This is a genomic window from Leisingera daeponensis DSM 23529, from assembly GCF_000473145.1.
GTDB lineage: Bacteria > Pseudomonadota > Alphaproteobacteria > Rhodobacterales > Rhodobacteraceae > Leisingera > Leisingera daeponensis.
On record NZ_KI421500.1, the window covers coordinates 3344044 to 3364326 of the forward strand.

15 protein-coding genes are annotated in these 20283 nt (G+C 65.1%); 8 read left to right on the top strand and 7 right to left on the bottom strand.

What is annotated here, in order from left to right; genetic code table 11:
* The first annotated feature begins 100 nt into the window (after window positions 1-100).
* The 8 genes from DAEP_RS0116820 to DAEP_RS0116855 all read left to right on the top strand — a co-directional run bounded on the left by DAEP_RS0116820 (window position 101) and on the right by DAEP_RS0116855 (window position 12035).
* Window positions 101-1468, top strand: a complete 1368-nt coding sequence (locus DAEP_RS0116820; protein WP_027245474.1) for a CmpA/NrtA family ABC transporter substrate-binding protein — start codon at window positions 101-103, stop codon at window positions 1466-1468.
* A gap of 85 nt (window positions 1469-1553) precedes the next feature.
* Window positions 1554-2627, top strand: coding sequence for an ABC transporter permease (locus DAEP_RS0116825; RefSeq protein ID WP_027245475.1), 1074 nt, complete (start codon window positions 1554-1556; stop codon window positions 2625-2627).
* Window positions 2628-2633: 6 nt separating this feature from the next.
* A complete protein-coding gene (locus DAEP_RS0116830) occupies window positions 2634-4316 on the top strand; it encodes an ABC transporter ATP-binding protein (protein WP_027245476.1) in 1683 nt (560 codons plus the stop codon).
* A 4-nt stretch (window positions 4317-4320) separates the two neighbouring features.
* Window positions 4321-6762 carry a nitrite reductase large subunit NirB gene (gene nirB / locus DAEP_RS0116835; protein ID WP_027245477.1) on the top strand — a complete coding sequence of 814 codons (2442 nt, stop codon included), beginning with the start codon at window positions 4321-4323 and terminating at the stop codon, window positions 6760-6762.
* Window positions 6759-7091 (top strand): nitrite reductase small subunit NirD, encoded by a 333-nt coding sequence (gene nirD / locus DAEP_RS0116840; protein ID WP_027245478.1) that lies wholly within the window; start codon window positions 6759-6761, stop codon window positions 7089-7091. The genes nirB and nirD overlap by 4 nt, the downstream gene beginning before the upstream one ends.
* Window positions 7091-9721: a nitrate reductase gene (locus DAEP_RS0116845; protein ID WP_027245479.1), complete on the top strand. Its 2631-nt coding sequence runs from the start codon at window positions 7091-7093 to the stop codon at window positions 9719-9721. Before nirD ends, DAEP_RS0116845 begins: the two co-directional genes overlap by 1 nt.
* Window positions 9722-10071: 350 nt before the next feature.
* Window positions 10072-11616, top strand: coding sequence for an aldehyde dehydrogenase (adh, locus tag DAEP_RS0116850; protein WP_027245480.1), 1545 nt, complete (start codon window positions 10072-10074; stop codon window positions 11614-11616).
* Window positions 11617-11687: 71 nt separating this feature from the next.
* Complete coding sequence (locus tag DAEP_RS0116855) at window positions 11688-12035, top strand: DUF779 domain-containing protein (protein ID WP_208855455.1); 348 nt, start codon at window positions 11688-11690, stop codon at window positions 12033-12035.
* 17 nt (window positions 12036-12052) lie between these two features.
* Here DAEP_RS0116855 and DAEP_RS0116860 read toward each other — a convergent pair whose 3' ends face one another.
* From DAEP_RS0116860 to DAEP_RS0116890, 7 genes are all read right to left on the bottom strand, one after another.
* The gene (locus DAEP_RS0116860; RefSeq protein WP_027245482.1) at window positions 12053-14254 is read right to left on the bottom strand and encodes a hybrid sensor histidine kinase/response regulator; all 2202 of its coding nucleotides are present in this window, start codon (window positions 14252-14254) and stop codon (window positions 12053-12055) included.
* A gap of 3 nt (window positions 14255-14257) precedes the next feature.
* Entirely contained in the window at window positions 14258-15427 is a 1170-nt protein-coding gene (locus DAEP_RS0116865) for an FIST N-terminal domain-containing protein (RefSeq protein ID WP_027245483.1), read from the bottom strand.
* Between the two features lie 33 nt (window positions 15428-15460).
* On the bottom strand, window positions 15461-16156 hold the full coding sequence (locus DAEP_RS0116870) for a LuxR C-terminal-related transcriptional regulator (RefSeq protein ID WP_027245484.1): 696 nt from the start codon (window positions 16154-16156) through the stop codon (window positions 15461-15463).
* Window positions 16157-16298: 142 nt separating this feature from the next.
* Complete coding sequence (locus tag DAEP_RS0116875; protein ID WP_027245485.1) at window positions 16299-18065, bottom strand: PQQ-dependent methanol/ethanol family dehydrogenase; 1767 nt, start codon at window positions 18063-18065, stop codon at window positions 16299-16301.
* Window positions 18066-18276: 211 nt separating this feature from the next.
* Entirely contained in the window at window positions 18277-19074 is a 798-nt protein-coding gene (locus DAEP_RS0116880) for an ABC transporter permease (RefSeq protein WP_008557257.1), read from the bottom strand.
* Window positions 19074-19793, bottom strand: a complete 720-nt coding sequence (locus tag DAEP_RS0116885) for an ABC transporter ATP-binding protein (protein ID WP_027245486.1) — start codon at window positions 19791-19793, stop codon at window positions 19074-19076. Before DAEP_RS0116885 ends, DAEP_RS0116880 begins: the two co-directional genes overlap by 1 nt.
* Entirely contained in the window at window positions 19790-20248 is a 459-nt protein-coding gene (locus DAEP_RS0116890) for a cupredoxin domain-containing protein (RefSeq protein ID WP_027245487.1), read from the bottom strand. The genes DAEP_RS0116885 and DAEP_RS0116890 overlap by 4 nt, the downstream gene beginning before the upstream one ends.
* Between the last annotated feature and the right edge of the window lie 35 nt (window positions 20249-20283).

Sequence of the window (20283 nt, forward strand, 5' to 3'; positions counted from 1 at the left end):
GCCGCTCGACCCGCCGCCACTCCTTCTGGCGGTGCGTGTCAGCGGCTTTTTTCTGTTCCGTCCCCTGGGCGGGGCGCAGCTAGGAAAAGGAACCAACCCGATGAAGACACTTATGATGGCGCTTGCGGCCTCGACTGCCCTGACCGGACCGGCATTGGCCGGAACACTGGAGCTGGAAAAGGACGTGCTGACCTTCGGCTTCATCAAGCTGACGGATATGGCGCCGCTGGCGGTGGCTTATGAGCAGGGCTTTTTCGACGACGAGGGGCTGTTTGTCACGCTCGAAGCGCAGGCGAACTGGAAGGTCCTTCTGGATGGCGTGATCGGTGGCACACTGGATGGCGCCCATATGCTGGCAGGCCAGCCGCTGGCCGCGACCATCGGTTACGGCACCGAAGCGCATATTGTCACGCCGTTTTCCATGGATTTGAACGGCAACGGCATCACGCTCTCCAACGAAGTCTGGGAGATGATGAAGCCGAGCCTGCCCACGGATGCTGACGGCAAGATCGCGCATCCGATCTCCGCGTCTTTCCTGAAGCCGGTGATTGAGGACTTCAACGCCAAAGGCAAGCCCTTCAACATGGGCATGGTCTTCCCTGTCTCCACCCACAATTATGAACTGCGCTACTGGCTGGCGGCCGGCGGCATCAACCCTGGCTACTACGCGCCCGACAACGTGACGGGCCAGATCGGCGCCGAGGTGTTCCTGTCGGTGACCCCGCCGCCGCAGATGCCCGCGACGCTGGAGGCCGGCACCATCTCCGGCTATTGCGTGGGGGAGCCATGGAACCAGCAGGCGGTGTTCAAGGGCATCGGCGTTCCGGTCATCACCGATTACGAGCTGTGGAAGAACAACCCGGAAAAGGTGTTCGGCATCACCGCGGAATTTGCCGAGGAAAATCCGAACACCACGCTGGCAATCGTCAAGGCGCTGATCCGTGCGGCCATGTGGCTGGATGAAAACGATAACGCCAACCGCCCGGAAGCGGTGGAGATCCTGTCGCGCCCCGATTACGTCGGCGCGGACTATGAGGTGATCGCCAGTTCGATGACCGGCACCTTCGAGTATGAGAAGGGCGACAAACGCGATGTTCCGGATTTCAACGTGTTCTTCCGCTACAACGCCACCTATCCGTTCTACTCGGACGCGGTCTGGTACCTGACCCAGATGCGCCGCTGGGGGCAGATCGCCGAGGCCAAGCCCGACAGCTGGTATGACGAGGTCGCCCGGTCGGTCTATAAGCCGGAGATCTACCTCGAAGCCGCAAAAATGCTTGTGGATGAGGGGCTTGCCAATTCTGAGGACTTCCCCTGGGACAGCGATGGCTACAAGGCCCCGACGCCCGCAGAGGACATCATCGATGGCATCCCCTTCGATGGCAAAGCCCCCAACGCCTATATCGACAGCCTGCCGATCGGACTGAAGTCCGGCCAGACCGTCGTCGGCAGCGCCATTCAGGGCTGACCCCGGACAGGAGGGAAGGGGGCGGCGACCCCGGCAAGGGCCGCGCCGCTCCGCTCCCACCCCGCACTCATCAGAGGATGACATCATGACGATCGCCGATCCCGATACGCTCAGTTCCGAGGCCCGCCGCGCCCGGCTCTTTACCCGCATCAGCAAGATGGACGCCTGGTTTCAGGTCTTTGGCCTGGCTTGGGTCACCCCGGTTCTGAAAGCTGCCGCCGGAGACAATCCCAAGGCGCAGTTGAAGGAAATCTGGCGGCTGCTGGCAATTCCCGTCATCGCCATTACCGGCTTCCTCATGCTCTGGGCTGTGCTGGCACCCAAGGTTCAGACCTCGCTGGGCGCCATTCCCGGCCCGGGTGCGGTGTGGACCGAAGCGGTGAACCTGCACCAGGATGCGCAGGCCAAGGCCGCCAAGGAGCGCGCCCACTCCGAGAAGGTGGAAGCCCGCAACCAGCGCTTTATCGACCGCGGCCAGCCGGAACGGGTCAAGGACATCCCCTATACGGGCGCGCCATCCTACTATCAGCAGATCTGGACGTCGATAAAGACCGTCTTCTTCGGTTTCCTGATTGCCGCCGCCGTGGCGATCCCGCTGGGCATCCTGGCCGGTCTGTCGCCGGTTGCGAACGCTGCCATCAATCCGCTGGTGCAGATTTTCAAACCAGTGTCGCCGCTGGCCTGGCTGCCAATCGTGACCATGGTGGTCTCGGCGCTTTATGCTGCCAACGACGGGCTTTTTTCCAAGTCGTTCCTGGTCTCTGCCATCACCGTGACGCTGTGTTCGCTGTGGCCTGCGCTGATCAATACCGCGCTGGGGGTGGCCTCTATCGACAAGGATCTGGTGAATGTCTCCAAGGTCCTGAAAATGAACACCTATACCAAGATCACCAAGCTGGTGCTGCCGTCGGCCTTGCCGCTGATCTTCACCGGGCTGCGGCTGTCGCTCGGGGTCGGCTGGATGGTGCTGATCGCTGCCGAAATGCTGGCGCAGAACCCGGGCCTTGGAAAATTCGTCTGGGACGAATTTCAGAATGGCTCCAGCCAGTCGCTGGCCAGGATCATCGTTGCAGTGCTGACCATCGGCCTCATCGGCTTCCTGCTGGACCGGGTGATGCACGCGCTGCAATCGCTGTTTACCTTCACAAACAACCGGTGAGCCGCCATGAGCATTCTTGAATTCAATAATGTCTCCAAGAGCTTTGGCGAGGGCACCAGCCGCACGCACGTTCTGAAAAACATCAGCCTCAGCGTTCAGGAGGGCGAGTTCCTTGTGCTGCTGGGCTTCTCCGGCACCGGCAAGACAACCCTGATCAACCTGATGGCCGGGCTGGAAAGGCCGTCGCAGGGCACCGTCTCCTACAGGGGCAGGGAGATCACCAGCCCCGGTCCGGAGCGCGGCGTGGTTTTCCAAAGCTATTCTCTGATGCCCTGGCTGACGGTGAGCGGCAATGTTGCGCTGGCGGTGGACACCGTGTTTCCCGGCCTGCCCAAGGCGGAAAAGCAGGCGAAGGTGGACCATTACGTCAAAATGGTCGGCCTCAGCCATGCCGCCAGCCGCCGCCCGTCGGAATTGTCGGGCGGCATGCGCCAGCGGGTGAATGTGGCCCGCGCGCTGGCGATGGACCCGGAGATGCTCTTGCTGGATGAGCCGCTGTCGGCCCTGGATGCGCTGACCCGCGCCAATCTGGCGGAGGAGATCGAGATGATCTGGGAGGCGGACAAGAAGACCTGCGTGCTGATCACCAATGACGTGGACGAGGCGATCCTGCTGGCCGACCGCATCATCGCCCTGAACCCGGACGGCAGCCTGGGGGAGGAGTTCCAAGTCACCATTCCCCGCCCGCGCGACCGCTCCGCCATGAACACGGACGAGACCTTCAAGCGCTTGCGGGCGGAGGTCACTTCCTACCTGATGGACGTGGGGATCAAGGGCAGGATCGAAGGCTCGAAGATCCTGCCGAATGTGACCCCGATCCACGGTCTGCCTGCCGCCGTGGCCGAAGCCTCGAAGTCGCTGACCGAGGAGCGGTTCCTGGATTTCTCGCAGCTGCACAAGATCTACCCGACACCCAAAGGGCCGCTGACCGTGGTCGAGGATTTCAACCTCAAGATCAACAAGGGCGAGTTCATCTCGCTGATTGGACATTCGGGCTGCGGCAAGTCCACGGTGCTGACCATGGCGGCCGGGCTGAACCCGATCTCCAAGGGGGCGATCAAGCTGGACCGCCGCCACGTCGAGGGCGCCGACCCGGAGCGCGCGGTGGTGTTCCAGTCGCCCAACCTGTTTCCCTGGCTGACCGCCCGCGAAAACTGCGCCATCGGAGTCGACAAGGTCTATCCCAAGGCCTCCCAGGCGGAACGGCAGGACGTGGTCGAGTACTACCTGGAGCGCGTCGGCCTGGCGGATGCGATGGACAAGCCCGCGCATGCCATGTCGAACGGCATGCAGCAGCGGGTCGGCATTGCCCGCGCCTTTGCGCTTTCGCCCAAGCTGCTGCTGCTGGATGAGCCCTTCGGCATGCTCGACAGCCTTACCCGCTGGGAGTTGCAGGAGGTGCTGATGGAGGTCTGGAGCCGCACCAAGGTGACCGCCATCTGCGTGACACATGACGTGGACGAGGCAATCCTGCTGGCGGACCGGGTGGTGATGATGACCAACGGCCCGCAGGCCACCATCGGCAAGATCACCGACGTGGACCTGCCGCGCCCGCGCACCCGCAAGGCGCTGCTAGAGCATCCTGAATATTACAGCTACCGGCAGGAGGTGCTCGATTTTCTCGAAGAATACGAGCACGGGGCCAAACCCGCCCCCAAACCGGCCGAGAGCCAGATTGCAGCGGAGTGAGACCATGACCCAGAAACTCGTCATCATCGGGGCCGGCATGGCCTCCGGCCGGGTGATCGAGCATCTGCTCGACGCGGACCCCGGCGCCTATGACATTACCCTGTTCAACGCCGAGCCGCGCGGCAATTACAATCGCATCATGCTGAGCCCGGTGCTGTCGGGTGAAAAGACCTATGAGGAGATCGTCACGCACGGCGATGACTGGTACGCGGAGCGCGGCATCACTTGCCGCTTCGGTGAGCACGTGGTGAAGATCGACCCCGAGATGAAAGTGGTCGAGGGCGAAAACGGCCATGTGCCTTATGACAAGCTGGTGATCGCCACCGGCTCCGCCCCCTTTATCATCCCGGTGCCGGGACACGACCTGCCGGGGGTGATTTCCTACCGCGACCTGGACGACACCAACGCGATGATCGAGGCCGCCGCCAAGGGCGGAAAGGCGGTGGTGATCGGCGGCGGGCTGCTGGGGCTGGAGGCGGCCGCAGGGCTCAAGGAGCGCGGCATGGACGTGACCGTGCTGCACCTGACGGGCCACCTGATGGAGCGCCAGCTCGACGAGGCCGCGGGATATCTGCTGCGCAAGGATCTGGAGGCGCGCGGCATCACCGTGAAGACCCGGGCCTCGACCAAGGCGATCCTGGGCGAGGACCGCGCCCAGGCGGTGCTCCTGGAAAACGGCGAGACGCTAGGTGCCGATCTGGTGGTGATGGCGGTGGGCATCCGCCCGGAAACCCGGCTTGCCACCGACGCGCATCTGGATGTGGCGCGCGGCATCGAGGTCAGCGCACAGATGCAGACCTCCGATCCGGATGTCTTTGCGGTGGGTGAATGCGTGGAATTCAACGGCCATCTGTTTGGCCTCGTGGCACCACTCTACGATCAGGCCAAGGTCCTGGCAGACAGCCTCTTGGGTAAGTCCAACGCCTTTGCGGTCAAGGAACTGGCCACCAAGCTCAAGGTCACCGGCTGCGACTTGTTCAGCGCCGGGGACTTCGCGGAAGGCGAGACCCGCGAGGATATCGTCTTCCGCGACCCCGCCCGCAGCATCTACAAGCGGCTGGTCATCGAAGACGACCGGCTGATTGGCGCGGTGATGTACGGCGATACCGCCGATGGCAGCTGGTTCTTCGGCCTGATCAAGGACGGCACAGATATTGAGGAGATGCGCGAGACGCTGATCTTCGGTCCGGCCTTCCAAGGGGGCGCCTCCGCGGACCCTCTGTCAGCCGTTGCAGCCTTGCCGCCTGAGGCAGAGATTTGCGGCTGCAACGGCGTCTGCAAGGGACAGATCACCAGTGCCATCGAAGGTGGTGCCACGGACCTCGGCGCGATCCGCGCCACGACCAAGGCCAGCGCCTCCTGCGGCACCTGCGCCGGGCTGGTGGAGCAGCTCCTGTCGGTGACGCTGGGAGAGGACTACGCCGCGCCCCAGGCCCAGCCCGTTTGCGGCTGTACCAGCCACACGCACGAGGACGTCCGCCGCCTGATCAAAAGCCGCGAGCTGAAAAGCCTGGCCGCGGTCTGGCAGGAGCTTGGCTGGACCACCGCCAACGGCTGCCACATCTGCCGCCCGGCGGTGAACTATTACCTGCTGGCGGACTGGCCGCTGGAGTACCGGGACGACCCGCAAAGCCGTTTTGTCAATGAACGCAAGCACGCCAACATCCAGAAGGACGGCACGTTCTCCGTGGTGCCGCGGATGTGGGGCGGCATCACCACCCCGGACGAGCTGCGCGCCATCGCCGATGCTGCCGACAAATACGCTGTGCCGACGGTCAAGGTCACTGGCGGCCAGCGCATCGACCTCTTGGGTGTCAGGGGCGAGGATCTGCCCGCGATCTGGTCCGATCTGAACCGCGCCGGGCTGGTTTCGGGCCATGCCTACTCCAAGGGGCTGCGCACGGTGAAGACCTGCGTCGGCACCGATCACTGCCGCTTTGGCACCCAGGACTCGACCGGCCTCGGCATCAAGCTGGAAAAACACCTGTGGGGGTCCTGGACGCCGCACAAGCTGAAGCTTGCGGTCTCCGGCTGTCCGCGCAACTGCGCCGAGGCAACCTGCAAGGACATCGGCGTCGTCTGTGTCGACAGCGGTTACGAGATCCACGTCGGCGGCGCTGCGGGGATGGAAATCAAGGGCACAGAGGTATTGTGTAAGGTGGCAACAGAGGAAGAGGCGGTCGAGGTGATCTCCGCCATGACCCAGATCTACCGCGAAAACGCCCGCTATCTGGACCGGATCTACAAATGGCTGGCCAGGGTCGGCCTCGACTGGGTCAAGGCGCAGATCGTCGACGACCTTGAGAACCGCCGGCTGCTGGCGGAGCGGTTTGCGCTGTCGCAATCCATCTACCGCAAGGACCCCTGGGCCGAACACGCACAGAACAGCGCCACGCGGGCGCAATACGCTCCCCTTGCCAATCTCACACTGGAGGCTGCGGAATGAACTGGATCGACATCGGCCATATCAGCGATATACCCCTGCACGGCGCCCGGGTAGTGAAGACTCCGGTCGGCTGCGTCGCCCTCTTCCGCACCGGAGAGGACGAGGTCTTTGCCGCAGACGACCGCTGCCCGCACAAGGGCGGCCCGTTGTCTGAAGGCATCGTGCACGGCCAAAGCGTCACCTGCCCGCTGCACAACTGGGTGTTCGACCTGAGCACCGGCCAGGCGCACGGCGCAGATGAGGGCCGCATCGGCACCTACCCGGTGCGCGTCGAAGGCGGCCGCCTGCTGATTGACGGCGGTGCCATCGGCAAGCGGAGCGCCGCGTGATGGCGGGTGCGGCCTGTCAGGAGGTCCGTTCCGCCTGCCCCTACTGCGGCACCGGCTGCGGGGTGCTGCTGCGCCCGGACGGCGCAGGCGGGCTGGCGGTGCGCGGCGACCCGGACCACCCGGCCAATCGCGGGCGGCTCTGCTCCAAGGGGCTGGCTCTGGGGGAGACGCTGGGACTGGAGGGCCGCCTGCTGGCCCCGCAAGTGAACGGGCAGGAGACCGATTGGGACAGCGCCCTGGATCTGGTCGCCAGCAAGTTCCGGCAGGCAGTGGATCGGCACGGCCCGGACAGCGTCGGCTTTTACCTGTCTGGCCAGATGCTTACCGAAGACTACTATGTCGCCAACAAGCTGATGAAGGGATTCCTCGGCTCGGCCAATATCGACACCAACTCGCGCCTGTGCATGGCCTCCACCGTCGCGGGCCACAAACGCGCCTTCGGCACCGACACGGTGCCCGGCACCTATGAGGATCTGGAACAGGCGGACCTGATCGTCCTGGCGGGCTCCAACCTCGCCTGGTGCCACCCGGTTCTGTACCAGCGCATTCTCGCCGCGCGCGAAAAGCGCGGCACCAGGCTGGTGGTCATCGACCCGCGGCGCACGGCGAGCTGCGATCAGGCGGACATGCATCTGAAACTGCGGGCGGGCAGCGACGTGGCGCTGTTCAACCGGCTTCTGGCCGCGCTTTATGAGGGCGGCGCACTGGACGCGGAGTATCTGCAGCATGTGGAGGGGCTGGGCGAAGCGCTGGAAGCCGCCTTCGCGAGCGATGCCTCCGTCACCGGGTTGTCTGACTACGAAATCGCAGCCTTCTGCCGTCTCTGGATGGGCACTGAAAAGGTAGTGACCATCTTCAGCCAGGGGGTGAACCAGTCCGCCTCCGGCACGGACAAGGTGACCGCGATCCTGAACTGCCATCTGGCAACCGGCCGCATTGGCAAACCCGGCAGCGGCCCCTTCTCAGTGACCGGCCAGCCGAACGCCATGGGCGGGCGCGAGGTGGGCGGACTGGCCAATATGCTGGCCTGCCATATGGATCTGGAAAACCGCAGCCACCGTGCGGCGGTGCAGGAATTCTGGGGTGCCCCGGCGCTGCCGGACCGGCCCGGGCTGAAGGCGGTCGATCTGTTCCGCGCGGCAGGCGGCGGGCGGCTCAAGGCACTGTGGATCATCCACACCAACCCCGCCGTCACCATGCCTGAGGCCGACGCCGTGCGCGCGGCACTCCAGGCCTGCGAGTTCACCGTGGTAAGCGACATCACCGCGGCAACCGATACCGCCCGGCTGGCGGATGTGCTGCTGCCCGCCGCTGCCTGGGCGGAAAAGGAGGGCACCGTCACCAATTCGGACCGCACCATCAGCCGCCAGCGCGCGGTCCTGCCGCCGCCGGGCCAGGCCCGCGCCGACTGGGACATTCTGGCAGACGTAGGAAGGCGCATGGGCTGGAGTGCAGCCTTCGATTACCAGTCTCCGGCGCAGATCTTCCGGGAGCATGCCGCATTGTCCGGCCTGGCCGGCAGCTTCGGGCTGGATTTCGACATTTCCGGCCTCAGCAGCATGTCCGATCCTGACTACGAGGGGCTTAGCCCCGTCCGCTGGCCGGTGAGCCGGAACCGCCAGGGCGGGCGGTTCTTTGCGGACGGGCAGTTCTTTCACCCGGACGGCAAGGCCCGCATGCTGCCTGTCCGCTGGCGCCCTCCGGCTGCCGCGCCGGACCGCCAGCATCCGTTCCGCCTCAACACCGGCCGTATCCGCGACCAGTGGCACACGATGACCCGCACCGGACGAGCCGCCCGCCTTTCAGGGCATCTGGCCGAACCCTTTGCCGATATCCACCCGGAGGACGCCCGGCGGCTGGGAGTGCAGCGCGCAGACCTGCTGCGGCTCCGCAGCCCGCACGGGGAGGCGATCCTGCGCGCCCGGATCACCACCGATGTGCAGCCCGGCGATCTGTTCGTGCCGATCCACTGGACCGGCGAAACCGCACCTTCGGCGCGTGTTGACACGCTGGTCGCCGCCGCCGTTGATCCTGTTTCGGGGCAGCCGGAAAGCAAGGCCGCCGTCGTCGCGGCGGAGCGCTGGCAGCCGGCCTGGTACGGGTTTGCCGTATCCTGCCGCCCGATGGTTCCCCGGTCGGAGTACTGGGCCATGGCTCGCACGGAAACGGGGTACCGTGCAGAACTGGCAGGGCTGTCTCCGCTTGCGGATCCGGAGGCCGCCGCACGGGATCTGTTCGCCCAGCCCGAGACCGAAGTGCAGATAATGACGGACAGCAGCAAGGGCATTACCCGGCTGGCCCTGTTTCAGGATGGCAGGGTTATGGCAGCGCTGTTCACCGCGCCGGAACCGGTGGCGGTCAGCCGGGACTACCTGGCGGGACTTCCGGGCACCAGCACGGCGGGTGTTCTGACTGGCATTCCTGCCGCAGACCGGCCCGATCCCGGCCCGGTGATCTGTGCTTGCTTCAACGTCGGGGCCAACACCATCCTTCACGCAATCGAGAGCGGCGGGCTGGTGAGTGTTGCCGATATCGGCACTGCCTTGCACGCCGGAACAAATTGCGGCTCCTGCCGCCCTGACATCGCTGAATTGCTAGCGCGTCGGCCGCTCCGGCAAGCCGCAGAATAGGACGGATACCGTTTCCGCGTGCCCGACCGTGTACTGCACGCGGAACCGGGAACCGCAACTGTCTTTTAAATGCCCGTGAGGCAGGCCTCCGTCGCCTCCCCTCACGGTAACCTCAACGGCTCAAATTAGAGGCGGTCTTCCCTCCATTTCACACCATCAAGCCGTGGGATCAAACACCTAAGCGGCGAATGCTGCAATCTGCCCGGCGGCCGGCAAGGACTTTGGTCGAATACCGCGGCTATTGCCGATGGTCTAAGCCTTGAAGCAGCACCGGACCGAGTGCCTGCCATCGAAGGTGCATGGCTGCCAGTTCCGCTGCATTTCTTGGATCAATTCTTGGGAGGAATGGCATGAACATCCACACGAACGGGCTGGCCAATCCGGCACTGGACACGGCGCATCTGGGCGTCGAATTTCCGTTCAAGCCGCGCTATGGCAACTTCATCAACGGCGAATTCACCGAACCCCGCTCGGGCCAGTATTTCGAAAACATCACCCCGATTAACGGCGAGGTGATCTGCGAGGTTGCCCGCTCTAACGCCGAGGATGTCGAGGCGGCTCTGGACGCAGCTCATGCGGCGTTTCCGGCCTGGGGCAAAACGTCGACTACGGTGCGCGCCAACATGCTGCTGAAGATCGCCGATATCATGGAGGCGAACACCCAGCTGCTGGCGGCGGCGGAGACGTTGGACAACGGCAAGCCAATCCGCGAGTCAATTCACGCCGACCTCGCCCTCTGCGTGGATCACTGGCGTTATTTCGCGGGCTGCATCCGCGCCGAGGAAGGCCATATCTCCGAAATCGATGCCGACACCTACGCCTACCACATCCCGGAACCGCTGGGCGTGGTCGGGCAGATCATCCCGTGGAACTTCCCGCTGCTGATGGCAGTTTGGAAGCTGGCGCCGGCACTGGCGGCCGGCAACTGCGTGGTGCTGAAACCGGCGGAGCAGACCCCGGCCTCGATCATGGTGCTGGCGGAGCTGATTGCAGATGTGCTGCCCGCGGGCGTCTTGAACATCGTCAACGGCTTCGGTCTGGAGGCGGGCAAGCCGCTGGCCTCGTCGAACCGGATCGCCAAGATCGCCTTTACCGGCGAGACCACCACCGGGCGGCTGATCATGCAGTATGCCAGCCAGAACCTGATTCCGGTGACGCTGGAGCTGGGCGGCAAGTCCCCGAATATCTTCTTTGAGGATATCATGGCGGCGGACGATGCCTACTTCGACAAATGCCTTGAGGGCTTCACCATGTTTGCCCTGAACCAGGGCGAAGTTTGCACCTGCCCCAGCCGGGCGCTGATCCAGGAGTCGATCTACGACGACTTCATCGCCCGCGCCATCGAACGGGTGAAGGCGGTAAAGCAGGGCAACCCGCTGTCGATGGACACGATGATCGGCGCCCAGGCTTCGGCTGAGCAGAAGGAGAAGATCGCGTCCTACCTGCAGCTGGGCAAGGATGAGGGGGCCGAGCTGCTGACCGGCGGCAATGTTTCAGCCTTGGAGGGGCTGGAAGGCGGCAACTATATCGAGCCGACCGTGTTCAAGGGCCACAACAAGATGCGGATCTTCCAGGAGGAGATCTTCGGGCCGGTGCTGTCCGTCACTACCTTCAAGGATGATGCCGAAGCGCTGGAAATCGCCAACGACACGCTCTACGGCCTGGGGGCCGGCGTGTGGACCCGCGACACCAACCGCGCCTTCCGCTTTGGCCGTGACATCCAGGCGGGCCGGGTCTGGACCAACTGCTATCACGCCTACCCGGCCCATGCGGCCTTTGGCGGCTACAAGCAGTCGGGCATCGGCCGGGAGAACCACAAGATGATGCTGGACCACTACCGGCAGACCAAGAACCTGCTGGTCAGCTACAGCCCCAACGCGCTGGGCTTCTTCTGAGCAAGTTGCGCTGCAGGCGGCCCCGGGTGTCCGGGGCCGTTTCTTTTTTCATTCAGCCGGGGGAGACTGCAATGACCGGAACAACCGGCATGACGGTGACGGCAACACAGGCGGCGCTGGATCTGATCGGCGCGCTCAAGGCGCGGTTCGGGCAGGACCTGCTGTTTCACCAGTCCGGCGGCTGCTGCGACGGGTCGGCGCCGATGTGCTTTCAGCAGGGCGACTACATCCTTGGCGGCAACGATGTGCTGGTGGGGGAAATCGGCGGCGTGCCGTTTTACATGAATGCCGATCAGCACGCGCGCTGGAAACATACCAACCTGGTGATCGACGCGATTGACGGCATCGGCGGGATGTTCTCACTGGAGAACGGCAGCGGCAAGCGGTTCCTGACCCGCTCGGAGGTGTGCCTGCGCTGAGTTGCGCCGCACTATGGTCAGGTCAGCGCGCGCTCCAGGAAGCCGCGCAGCGCGCTGGTGTCTATCGGCTTGTGCAACAGCGCCGCGTTCAGCCCCGCACAGGCAGCCGCCAGATCCGGAGAGCGGTTGGCGGTCACCAGACATGCTGGAACCGGCCCGTGCTGCGCCCTGAGCGCGGCAATCGCATCGGTGCCCAGTGCCCCGTCGTCCAGCTGGTAATCGGCGATGATCGCATCCGGGCAGATGTCGATTTCCTGCAGCAGCGTGCTCGCCTCGGCGCAGCTGGCGCAGGGCAGCACGTTCAGCCCCCAGCTGTCGAGCGTGATCTCCAGCGCCGCCCTGAGGCCGGCGTCGTTTTCGATCAGAACCACGATCCGGTGCGCAAACGGCACCGCGGCGCCGGTGCCGGGGCCGGGCAGGGGCGACGGCGGGCGCGCCGCCGTGCTCAGCGGCAGCTCCACCGAAAAGCAGGTGCCGCGCCCGACCTCCGAGGTGAGGTTCAGCGGATGTTTCAGCAGCCGGCAGGCCCGCTCGACAATGGCCAGCCCCAGCCCCATGCCGTCAGACGGGCTGGCCTTGGCGTTAAGCCGCTGAAACTCCTGGAACACCCTGTCCTGATGCTCAGGTGGGATGCCGGGGCCGGTGTCACGGACCTCCAGCAGCACCCGGCCTGGCCGCTGCCGCACCCCGATCAGCACCTTGCCGCTGCCGGTGTAGCGCACGGCATTGGAGGCGAGATTCTGCAGGATGCGGCGCAGGTAGGCGGCGTCGCTTTCCACCACCGCGCCGCTGCGCACGACCCGGAAGTCCAGCCCCTTGAGCCGGGCAACCGGTTCCAGCTCGTCCTTCAGCTGATCCAGCATACTGCCCAGGCTGATGGCGGTGCGGTCGATTGCCGCCAGGCCGGAGTCGAGCTTGGAGATATCCAGCAGGGCGCCAAGGATGCGCTCGACCGCGACCAGCGCGTTGCCGGCCTTGGCCGCCCGGTCTCTGAAAACCGCGTCCTGCAGATCATCCTCCAGCGAGCCGACATAAAGCTTGGCGGCGGACAGCGGCTGCAGCAGGTCGTGGCTGGCGGCGGCGACAAAGCGCGATTTTGAGGCATTGGCGCGCTCCGCCTCCGACAGCGCGTCTTCCAGCTCGAGGGTCCGTTCAGCTACCCGCTGTTCCAGTGTTTCGTTCACCTGGGAAATGGTGCGGACGGCGGCGCGTTCGGCGGTGACATCGGTGAAGCTGATGACAAATCCCTTGTCCGGCATCTGCTGCGCGAACACCGCCAGGATGCGGTCACGGCCCAGCCCGATCTCGAACGACAGGGGCGCCCGCTTGGCGGTGCTGGCCACCCAGGCCTCAACGTCGTCCAGACGGGTGCCGCCCAGAATGCGGATACTGTCCGCGGCCTGGCGGTAGAGGGTCGCAAAAAACATGCCCAGCTGGAACTTGCCCGCGGGCATCGACAAAAGCTCTCCTGCGCGGCGGTTCCAGCCGACCAGCCGGTTCTGGGCGTCGAAGATGCAGACCCCCTGGTCGAGATGCTCCAGCGTTGCCTTGATGACGCGCGACTGATCGTCCAGCAGCCGCTCACGCTCCTGCCGCTCCAGCCGCATCATGTCGGTGATGTCGGTCTGCAGGATCACGGTGCCGCCGTCCGGGGTGCGGTGCTCGCTGACCTGCAGCCAGCTGTTGCCGGCCATCATCACGTTGAACACAGCGTGATCATCCTTGTGGCGGGCGATACGGTAGGCCTCCCAATCGGCGGCGGTCTCTCCCTCCGGCAGCGCCAGATGTGCGCTGGTTGCCACCAGGTTCACGTAGTCGGCAAATTTCAGCCCCGGCCGCAGCAGATGGTAGATGTCAGACAGGTGCTTGCCGAAGCGGGTGTTGCACATCACCAGCACGTCCTGCGCGTCAAACAGCGCAAAGCCTTCCTGCACCGTCTCGATCGCATTGGCGAGGTTGGCGCGGGCGGCCTCGGTTTCGGCATTGGCCAGCGCCAGCCTGGCGTTCGACTCGTTGAGCAGGTCAAGCGCGTGCTCCAGTTCGCGGGTGCGCACGCGCACCTCCTCCTCCAGCATCACTGCGCGCTGGAACTGGGCATAGGCCTCGCCGGAAGCATCCGAGCTCTGCTCAGCCCGGCGCATCAGGGTTTCGACGATTTTCAGCAGCTTCTGGTTCTGCCGCTCCGGCGTGTCGCGGGGGTCGATCAGCTCATGCGCCATGGCTCAGCCCTCGTCGGGCGGATAAATCGCCACCCCGGTCAGGGTCTGGTTGACATGCATCGAGTTGATCTGCTCGCCATAGGTCGAAAAGCCCACCACCCGGTTGTCGCGCAGGATGCGGGAAATGTCCTGCGAGACCTGTTTCTGCTGCGCTTCCAGCCGCCGCAGGATGCAGTCGCAGGCCAGGATGATCTCGGGGCGGCGGCTGGCGCTGAGCGCGGCCATCTCGCGCTCCAGGTGGATCACCATGTCCTCCGGTTCGGCCAGGGTCAGAACCACGCCCTCGTCGATGGCGGAGAAAAATACCAGCTCGTCATTGTCGGCGACCCGCTGGATGGCGCGCACATGGTGCTGATCCCCGAACTGCACGGCGACGGGATGGGCGGCAAAGGTGAAGGCGGTGAGCTGCTCCGGGTCCTTGCCCAGCACCCGGGCGTATTCGCGGGCGGCGGGTTCGGCATTGATTTCATGCACCACCCGGCGGGCCGGATCGGCGCCGGTCACCACCATGCGTTTCTGCGACGGGACCAGATGGTCGGTCTTGAAGACCTTGATCGGGCAGCGGCTGCGCACCTGGATCAGGATGGCGGCGTTGGAATGGGCCTTTCCGCCATGCAGCACATAGGTCTTGCCAAAATTTGTGCCGTCACCCGCCGAGCCGCCGAAGAAGGCCACCGGGCCCAGCCCGACCGACAGCTGCGAGGTCAGCGCGTCCTCCTTGGTGGACAGCCCGTCGACCAGCAGGAAGGTGAAATCCGACACCCAGTCCCCGGTGTTCTGCGCCATGTGGCTGCGGTTGCGGATCATCCGCTCGATCACGCTGTGCGGATCGAAATTGCCAAGGTCCTCGATCAGGATGGTGCGGGTCTGAAAATGCGACTGGGCAAAGCCGATGGCGACAATCTCGCCCTCGACATAGCCGCCTGCCGAAATCTCCCCCGCGGTGGTGCAGCCGACAACTTGCGCCGGGGCAAACCGGCGCTGCGCCTCGCCGATCAGCCGCGCGACGTCGGTGTCCGGGGACAGAAACAGAACCACCAGCGAAAGGCCGTTCGGATTCAGCGCCTGTGCCAGTTGTTCGACAGCGTCCGCCGCCCGGCAGTCAACCGAGCCGGACCGGACAACCCGCGGTTCCGTCACGGTTGCACCCGACGGACCATGGACAGGGGCCATCGCCTTTCTCCTCCCCGAATTTTGTCCGCCAGACTAGGCGGACGGCGGCGTGTCTTGCAAGACGTTTGCAAAACTCGCCTGCTTGGCGGCCAGCACCGCCTGGGTGCGGCTTTGCACGCCGAGCTTGCGCATGATTGCGGTGATATGGGCCTTCACCGTGGTTTCGGCGATCGACAGGTCATAGGCGATCTGCTTGTTCAGCTTGCCTTCACAGATCAGCTGCAGGATCCGGGCCTGCTGGTTGGTCAGCTGGGACAGCCGCTGCAGCACGTCGTCGCTGCTGCCGGCATTGTCATCCAGCAGCACAAAGCCGTCCGGCAGGAAGACCTTGCCCTGGTTGATCGCCTCGACCGCCTTCTGGAACACGTCGCGCTGGCTGTGCTTGGGAACAAAGCCATTGGCGCCGGCATGGATCACCGAGCTGACAATCCGGTTGTCGGCCATGGAGGAGACCACCAGGATCGGGCAGTCCGTCACCTTGCGCAGGCGCAGCAGTCCGTCCAGCCCGTTGACGTCGGGCAGGTTCAGGTCCAGCACCACCAGGTCGATGCGGATGCCCCCGGCGATCATGTCGAGCGCAGCCTGAAGGGCCGGCGCGGTGTGCATGCTGCTGATTGCGGTCACCGCCTGCAAGGTCATCGCCAGAGCGTCACAGAACAGCGGGTGATCATCCACCAGCAGCGCCGCATTGAACCCTGGGGTTTTCGGCGTGTCCGTGTGTGTCGGCATATCTGCACCAGAGCTGTTGTTTTCCTGCCAGCTTAGCAAGCAGGCAGCAGCAGCGGTATACGCCTAAAGTCGCATATGGAAGGCGCGCCCCCCGCAGGAGGCGCGCCTGAGTTCCTTGCATAAGGCCTCAGCCGGTGCGGGATCAGTCCGCCTGCGCCAGCTGACGGGGCAGGCGGAACGTCCAGACCATGCCGCCCTGGTTCAGGTAGTTGACCTTCTTGGCGACCTCGCCGCCCCACAGCGGCACCGCGCCGCCCCAGCCGGAAACGACCGAAACATACTGCACGCCGTCCTGCTCCCAGGTGACCGGCTGGCCGACGATGCCGGAGCCGGTCTGGAACGACCACAGCTCCTCGCCGGTTTCGTCGTCAAAGGCGATGAAGCGGCCCTCAGGGGTGCCGGTGAACACCAGCCCGCCCGCAGTGGTCATCACCCCGGCCCAGAGCGGTGCGTCGTTCTTGTATTCCCACTTGACCTCGCCGGTGTCGGGGTCGATCGCCTTGAGACTGCCGATATGGTCCTCGTAGTTCGGCTTGATGGTGAAGCCCGCGCCCAGGTAGGCGGCGCCCTTCTTGTAGCTGATCGGCTCGTTCCAGATGTCCATGCCCCATTCGTTGGAAGGCACATAGAAATTGCCGGTGTTCTGCGAGAACGCCATCGGCATCCAGTTTTTGCCGCCCAGGAACGACGGCGAGGCAAAGATCACCTCCCCCTTGTTGCCATCGGCTGCATCGGCCGGGTTGCCGGGGCGGTTGTCCTCGTTGAATACCGGGCGGCCGGTCTCGTCGATGCGCTCGGCCCAGGTGATGTCCTTGACGAAGGGCGTCGCGCTGACGAACTTGCCGTCCTCGCGGTTCAGGACATAGAAGAAGCCGTTTCGGTCGGCTGTGGCATAACGCTTGTTGCCGCTGCGGTCGGTGTAGGCGACCACCTCGTTGACGCCGTCATAATCCCAGCCCTCGCGCGGGGTGGTCTGGAAGTGCCACTTGATCTCGCCGTTGGCAGGGTCGATGCCAATGCGGCTGGCGGCATAGAGGTTGTCGCCCGCATTGCCCTCCACCGGGGTGCCTGCGTTGCGCAGGTGGCTATTCCAGGGCGCCGGGTTGCCTGCGCCGAAGACCAGCGTGTCTGTCTCCGCATCATAGGAGCCGCCGAGCCAGGTGGCGCCGCCGCCGGTCTTCCACATGTCGCCCGGCCAGGTGGCATTCAGGGTGCCGGTCATAGTGCTTTCCTCACCCTTGAAGGTGCCCATGTGGCCCTCGATCACCGGCCGGGTCCAGACCAGCTCGCCGGTTTCGGCATCCCGCGCCTGCACCTCGCCGACAATGCCGAATTCGCCGCCGGAATTGCCGGTGATCACCAGCCCGTTGACGATCAGCGGCGCCGCGGTCATCGAATAGCCGGCCTTGTAGTCGGCTACCTTCTTGCGCCATTTCACGTCGCCGGTCTTGAGGTCCAGCGCCACGATGCGGGCGTCCAGCGTGCCGAAATAGAAGGTGTCGCCATAGATTGCGCCGCCGCGGTTCACCACGTCGCAGCAGGGCAGGATGCCTTCAGGCAGCCGGGCGTCGTACTGCCAGATCTCGCGGCCGGTCTCGACGTCGATGGCATAGACCCGGCTGTAAGAGCCGGTGATATACATGATGCCGTCGTAGATCAGCGGCTGGGTTTCCTGGCCGCGCTGCTTTTCGCCGCCGAGGCTGAAGGCCCAGGCAGGCACCAGGTTTGCGACGTTGTCCTTGTTCAGGGTATCGAGCGGGCTGTAGCGCTGCAGGTGCCGCCCCATCCCGTTGGTGACCACCTGGGTGGTGGTTGTCTGGTCGTTCCTGAGGTCGTCCTCGGTGACCCCGGCGTGGCTGATGCCTGCCATCATGGTCCCTGCGGCGACCGCCGCGATAAAGCGGTTCATTGGCTTCCTCCCTTTCGTTTGATCCTCAACAGCCACGGCCCGGTGCGGGCTGCCGGCTTGCCACAGTATTCAGCGCGCACCGGGCGGGCGGTATTGCACAATGGTCGTATGCGGGCGCCAGCCGGGCGGGACGGCGGCTCAACGCAGCAGCGCCCGGCGCCTTGCGGCCCGGGTTTGCGGTGAATTTGCACGCGGCGCGGGCGGGGGCGGCTCAGCCCGGTTTCGCAGCCTTGCGGATCAGCCCGCGCGCAGGGTCGTAGCCCCAGACCGCCAGCCCAAGCCAGACCAGCCCCGACAGCAGCACCCAGGCCAGCGCGGCGGCATTCAGCTGCTGATAGAGCGCGAAGCGGATCAGCTCGACCGCCTGGCTGAAGGGATTCAGGGCACAGATATCGCGCAGCAGCGCAGAGCTTTCGGCCATCTTCCACAGCGGGTAAAGCGCGGTGGAGAGGAAAAACATCGGGAAGATCACGAAGTTCATCACCCCGGCAAAGTTTTCCAGCTGGCGGATCACCGAAGACAGCGCCAGCCCCAGCGCCCCCAGCATCAGCCCGGCGGGGATCAGCGCGGGCAACAGCGCGGCATAGCCGCCCCAGCTAAAGCGGATGCCGAACAGCGCTGCCAGTCCCAGGAATACATAGACCTGAAGCACCGAGATCGCGGTGCTGGCGAGCAGGCGGCAGACCAGCAGCCACCAGCGCGGCAGCGGGCTGGTCAGCAGCAGCCGCATTGAGCCCATCTCCCGGTCATAGACCATCGACAGCGAGCTTTGCATGCCGTTGAACAGCAGAATCATGCCGCACAGCCCCGGCACGATATAGACCTCGTAGGTGGTGTAGGTGGCATAGGGCGGGGTGATCGACAGCCCAAGCGCGGCGCGGAAACCGGCGGCAAAGACCACCAGCCACAGCATCGGCCGCACCAGCGCCGCGACAAAGCGGCCGCGCTGGCCAATGAACCTCAGCGCCTCGCGTTGCGTGATTGCCATCAGGGCGGCCAGCCAGTCCATCACGCCGCCTCTCCCGTCAGCCTGAGGAAGTGATCCGCCAGCCCCTGCCCGCCGCGCAGTTGCCGGGCGGTGCCGTCTTCAGCCAGCCTGCCGCGGTGCAGGATCAGCAGCTGGTCAGCGTCGTCAACCTCGTCGGTCAGATGAGTGGCCCAAAGCACCGTCAGCCGCTTGCGCCGCGACAGGTCATGCACATGAGCGGTGATCGCGCGCCGGGTTGCCGCATCCAGCCCCACCGTCGGCTCGTCCAGCAGCAGCACCTTGGGATGGTGGATCAGGCTGCGGGCAATCTCCAGCCGGCGTCGGTGGCCGCCATTCAGGTCGCGCACCCGCTCGCCCAGCCGGCCGCGCATCTCCAGCCGCTCCAGCGCGGCCTCGATCCGGGACTGCGCCCTGGCACCGCGCAGCCCGTGCAGGGCGGCGAAATAGCTGAGGTTGCGCTGCACCGTCAGGTCCAGGTCCAGCGTCGGCTGCTGGAACACGACACCCATCTGCCGCAGCGCCTTGCGCGGGGCACCGGCCATGTCGTGGCCGGCAACCTGTATCCTGCCCTGCGGCGCGGCGAACAGCCGGGTGAGCAGCGCAAACAGCGTCGACTTGCCCGCCCCGTTGGGACCCAGCAGGGCGCAGAAGGTGCCGGGCTCAACCCGGAAGCTGACTCCATCCAGCGCCTGCCGGGCACCGTAGGCGTAGCTCAGGTTTTCCACCTGCAGCCCGGTCATTGGATGGTGATCTCCAGCCGCTGGGTATCGCCGGTGGAGCCGGGCACCTTGAGATGGTATTTTCCAGGCTTCAGCGCGATGAAGCCGATCTCCATCTCGCCGGCCTCGTCGAACTCGACGCTGTCGAGCCCCAGCGGGCGGATCTCAAGGCCTTCCACCACGATCTCGTCGATCCAGACCGCTCGGAAGAATTCCGCGCCTGTCAGCGCCAGCTCCTGACTGCCATCGCCCTGGATCTCGAACTCGTAATAAGTGCCGGATTTCAGCACCCAGGGCGCATCGGCCAGCGGCATCCCTGCCGACAGGGTGATCGGCGGCAGGTCCTCCTTGTTGCTGGCGGACAGCAGCCCGGCGAGACCGAGGCCGGCCTTGCCCGGATCATCATCGTCACCGGCCAGGGCGGCGGCGGGCAGCGCCAGGCACAGCGCCGCGGCGAATAGGCGGGGGTTCAGCATCGGAGATCCTCCTGTCTGGATACGCCGCGCCGCCA

Excerpts from the sequence above, each read along its gene's own strand:
- nirB (WP_027245477.1), top strand. The coding sequence starts at position 4,321 with ATGACCCAGAAACTCGTCATCATCGGGGCCGGCATGGCCTCCGGCCGG.
- DAEP_RS0116830 (WP_027245476.1), top strand. The coding sequence starts at position 2,634 with ATGAGCATTCTTGAATTCAATAATGTCTCCAAGAGCTTTGGCGAGGGC.
- DAEP_RS0116860 (WP_027245482.1), bottom strand. The coding sequence starts at position 14,254 with ATGGCGCATGAGCTGATCGACCCCCGCGACACGCCGGAGCGGCAGAAC.
- DAEP_RS0116870 (WP_027245484.1), bottom strand. The coding sequence starts at position 16,156 with ATGCCGACACACACGGACACGCCGAAAACCCCAGGGTTCAATGCGGCG.
- DAEP_RS0116845 (WP_027245479.1), top strand. The coding sequence starts at position 7,091 with ATGGCGGGTGCGGCCTGTCAGGAGGTCCGTTCCGCCTGCCCCTACTGC.
- adh (WP_027245480.1), top strand. The coding sequence starts at position 10,072 with ATGAACATCCACACGAACGGGCTGGCCAATCCGGCACTGGACACGGCG.
- DAEP_RS0116855 (WP_208855455.1), top strand. The coding sequence starts at position 11,688 with ATGACCGGAACAACCGGCATGACGGTGACGGCAACACAGGCGGCGCTG.
- DAEP_RS0116825 (WP_027245475.1), top strand. The coding sequence starts at position 1,554 with ATGACGATCGCCGATCCCGATACGCTCAGTTCCGAGGCCCGCCGCGCC.
- DAEP_RS0116875 (WP_027245485.1), bottom strand. The coding sequence starts at position 18,065 with ATGAACCGCTTTATCGCGGCGGTCGCCGCAGGGACCATGATGGCAGGC.
- DAEP_RS0116865 (WP_027245483.1), bottom strand. The coding sequence starts at position 15,427 with ATGGCCCCTGTCCATGGTCCGTCGGGTGCAACCGTGACGGAACCGCGG.
- DAEP_RS0116880 (WP_008557257.1), bottom strand. The coding sequence starts at position 19,074 with ATGGACTGGCTGGCCGCCCTGATGGCAATCACGCAACGCGAGGCGCTG.
- DAEP_RS0116885 (WP_027245486.1), bottom strand. The coding sequence starts at position 19,793 with ATGACCGGGCTGCAGGTGGAAAACCTGAGCTACGCCTACGGTGCCCGG.
- nirD (WP_027245478.1), top strand. The coding sequence starts at position 6,759 with ATGAACTGGATCGACATCGGCCATATCAGCGATATACCCCTGCACGGC.
- DAEP_RS0116820 (WP_027245474.1), top strand. The coding sequence starts at position 101 with ATGAAGACACTTATGATGGCGCTTGCGGCCTCGACTGCCCTGACCGGA.
- DAEP_RS0116890 (WP_027245487.1), bottom strand. The coding sequence starts at position 20,248 with ATGCTGAACCCCCGCCTATTCGCCGCGGCGCTGTGCCTGGCGCTGCCC.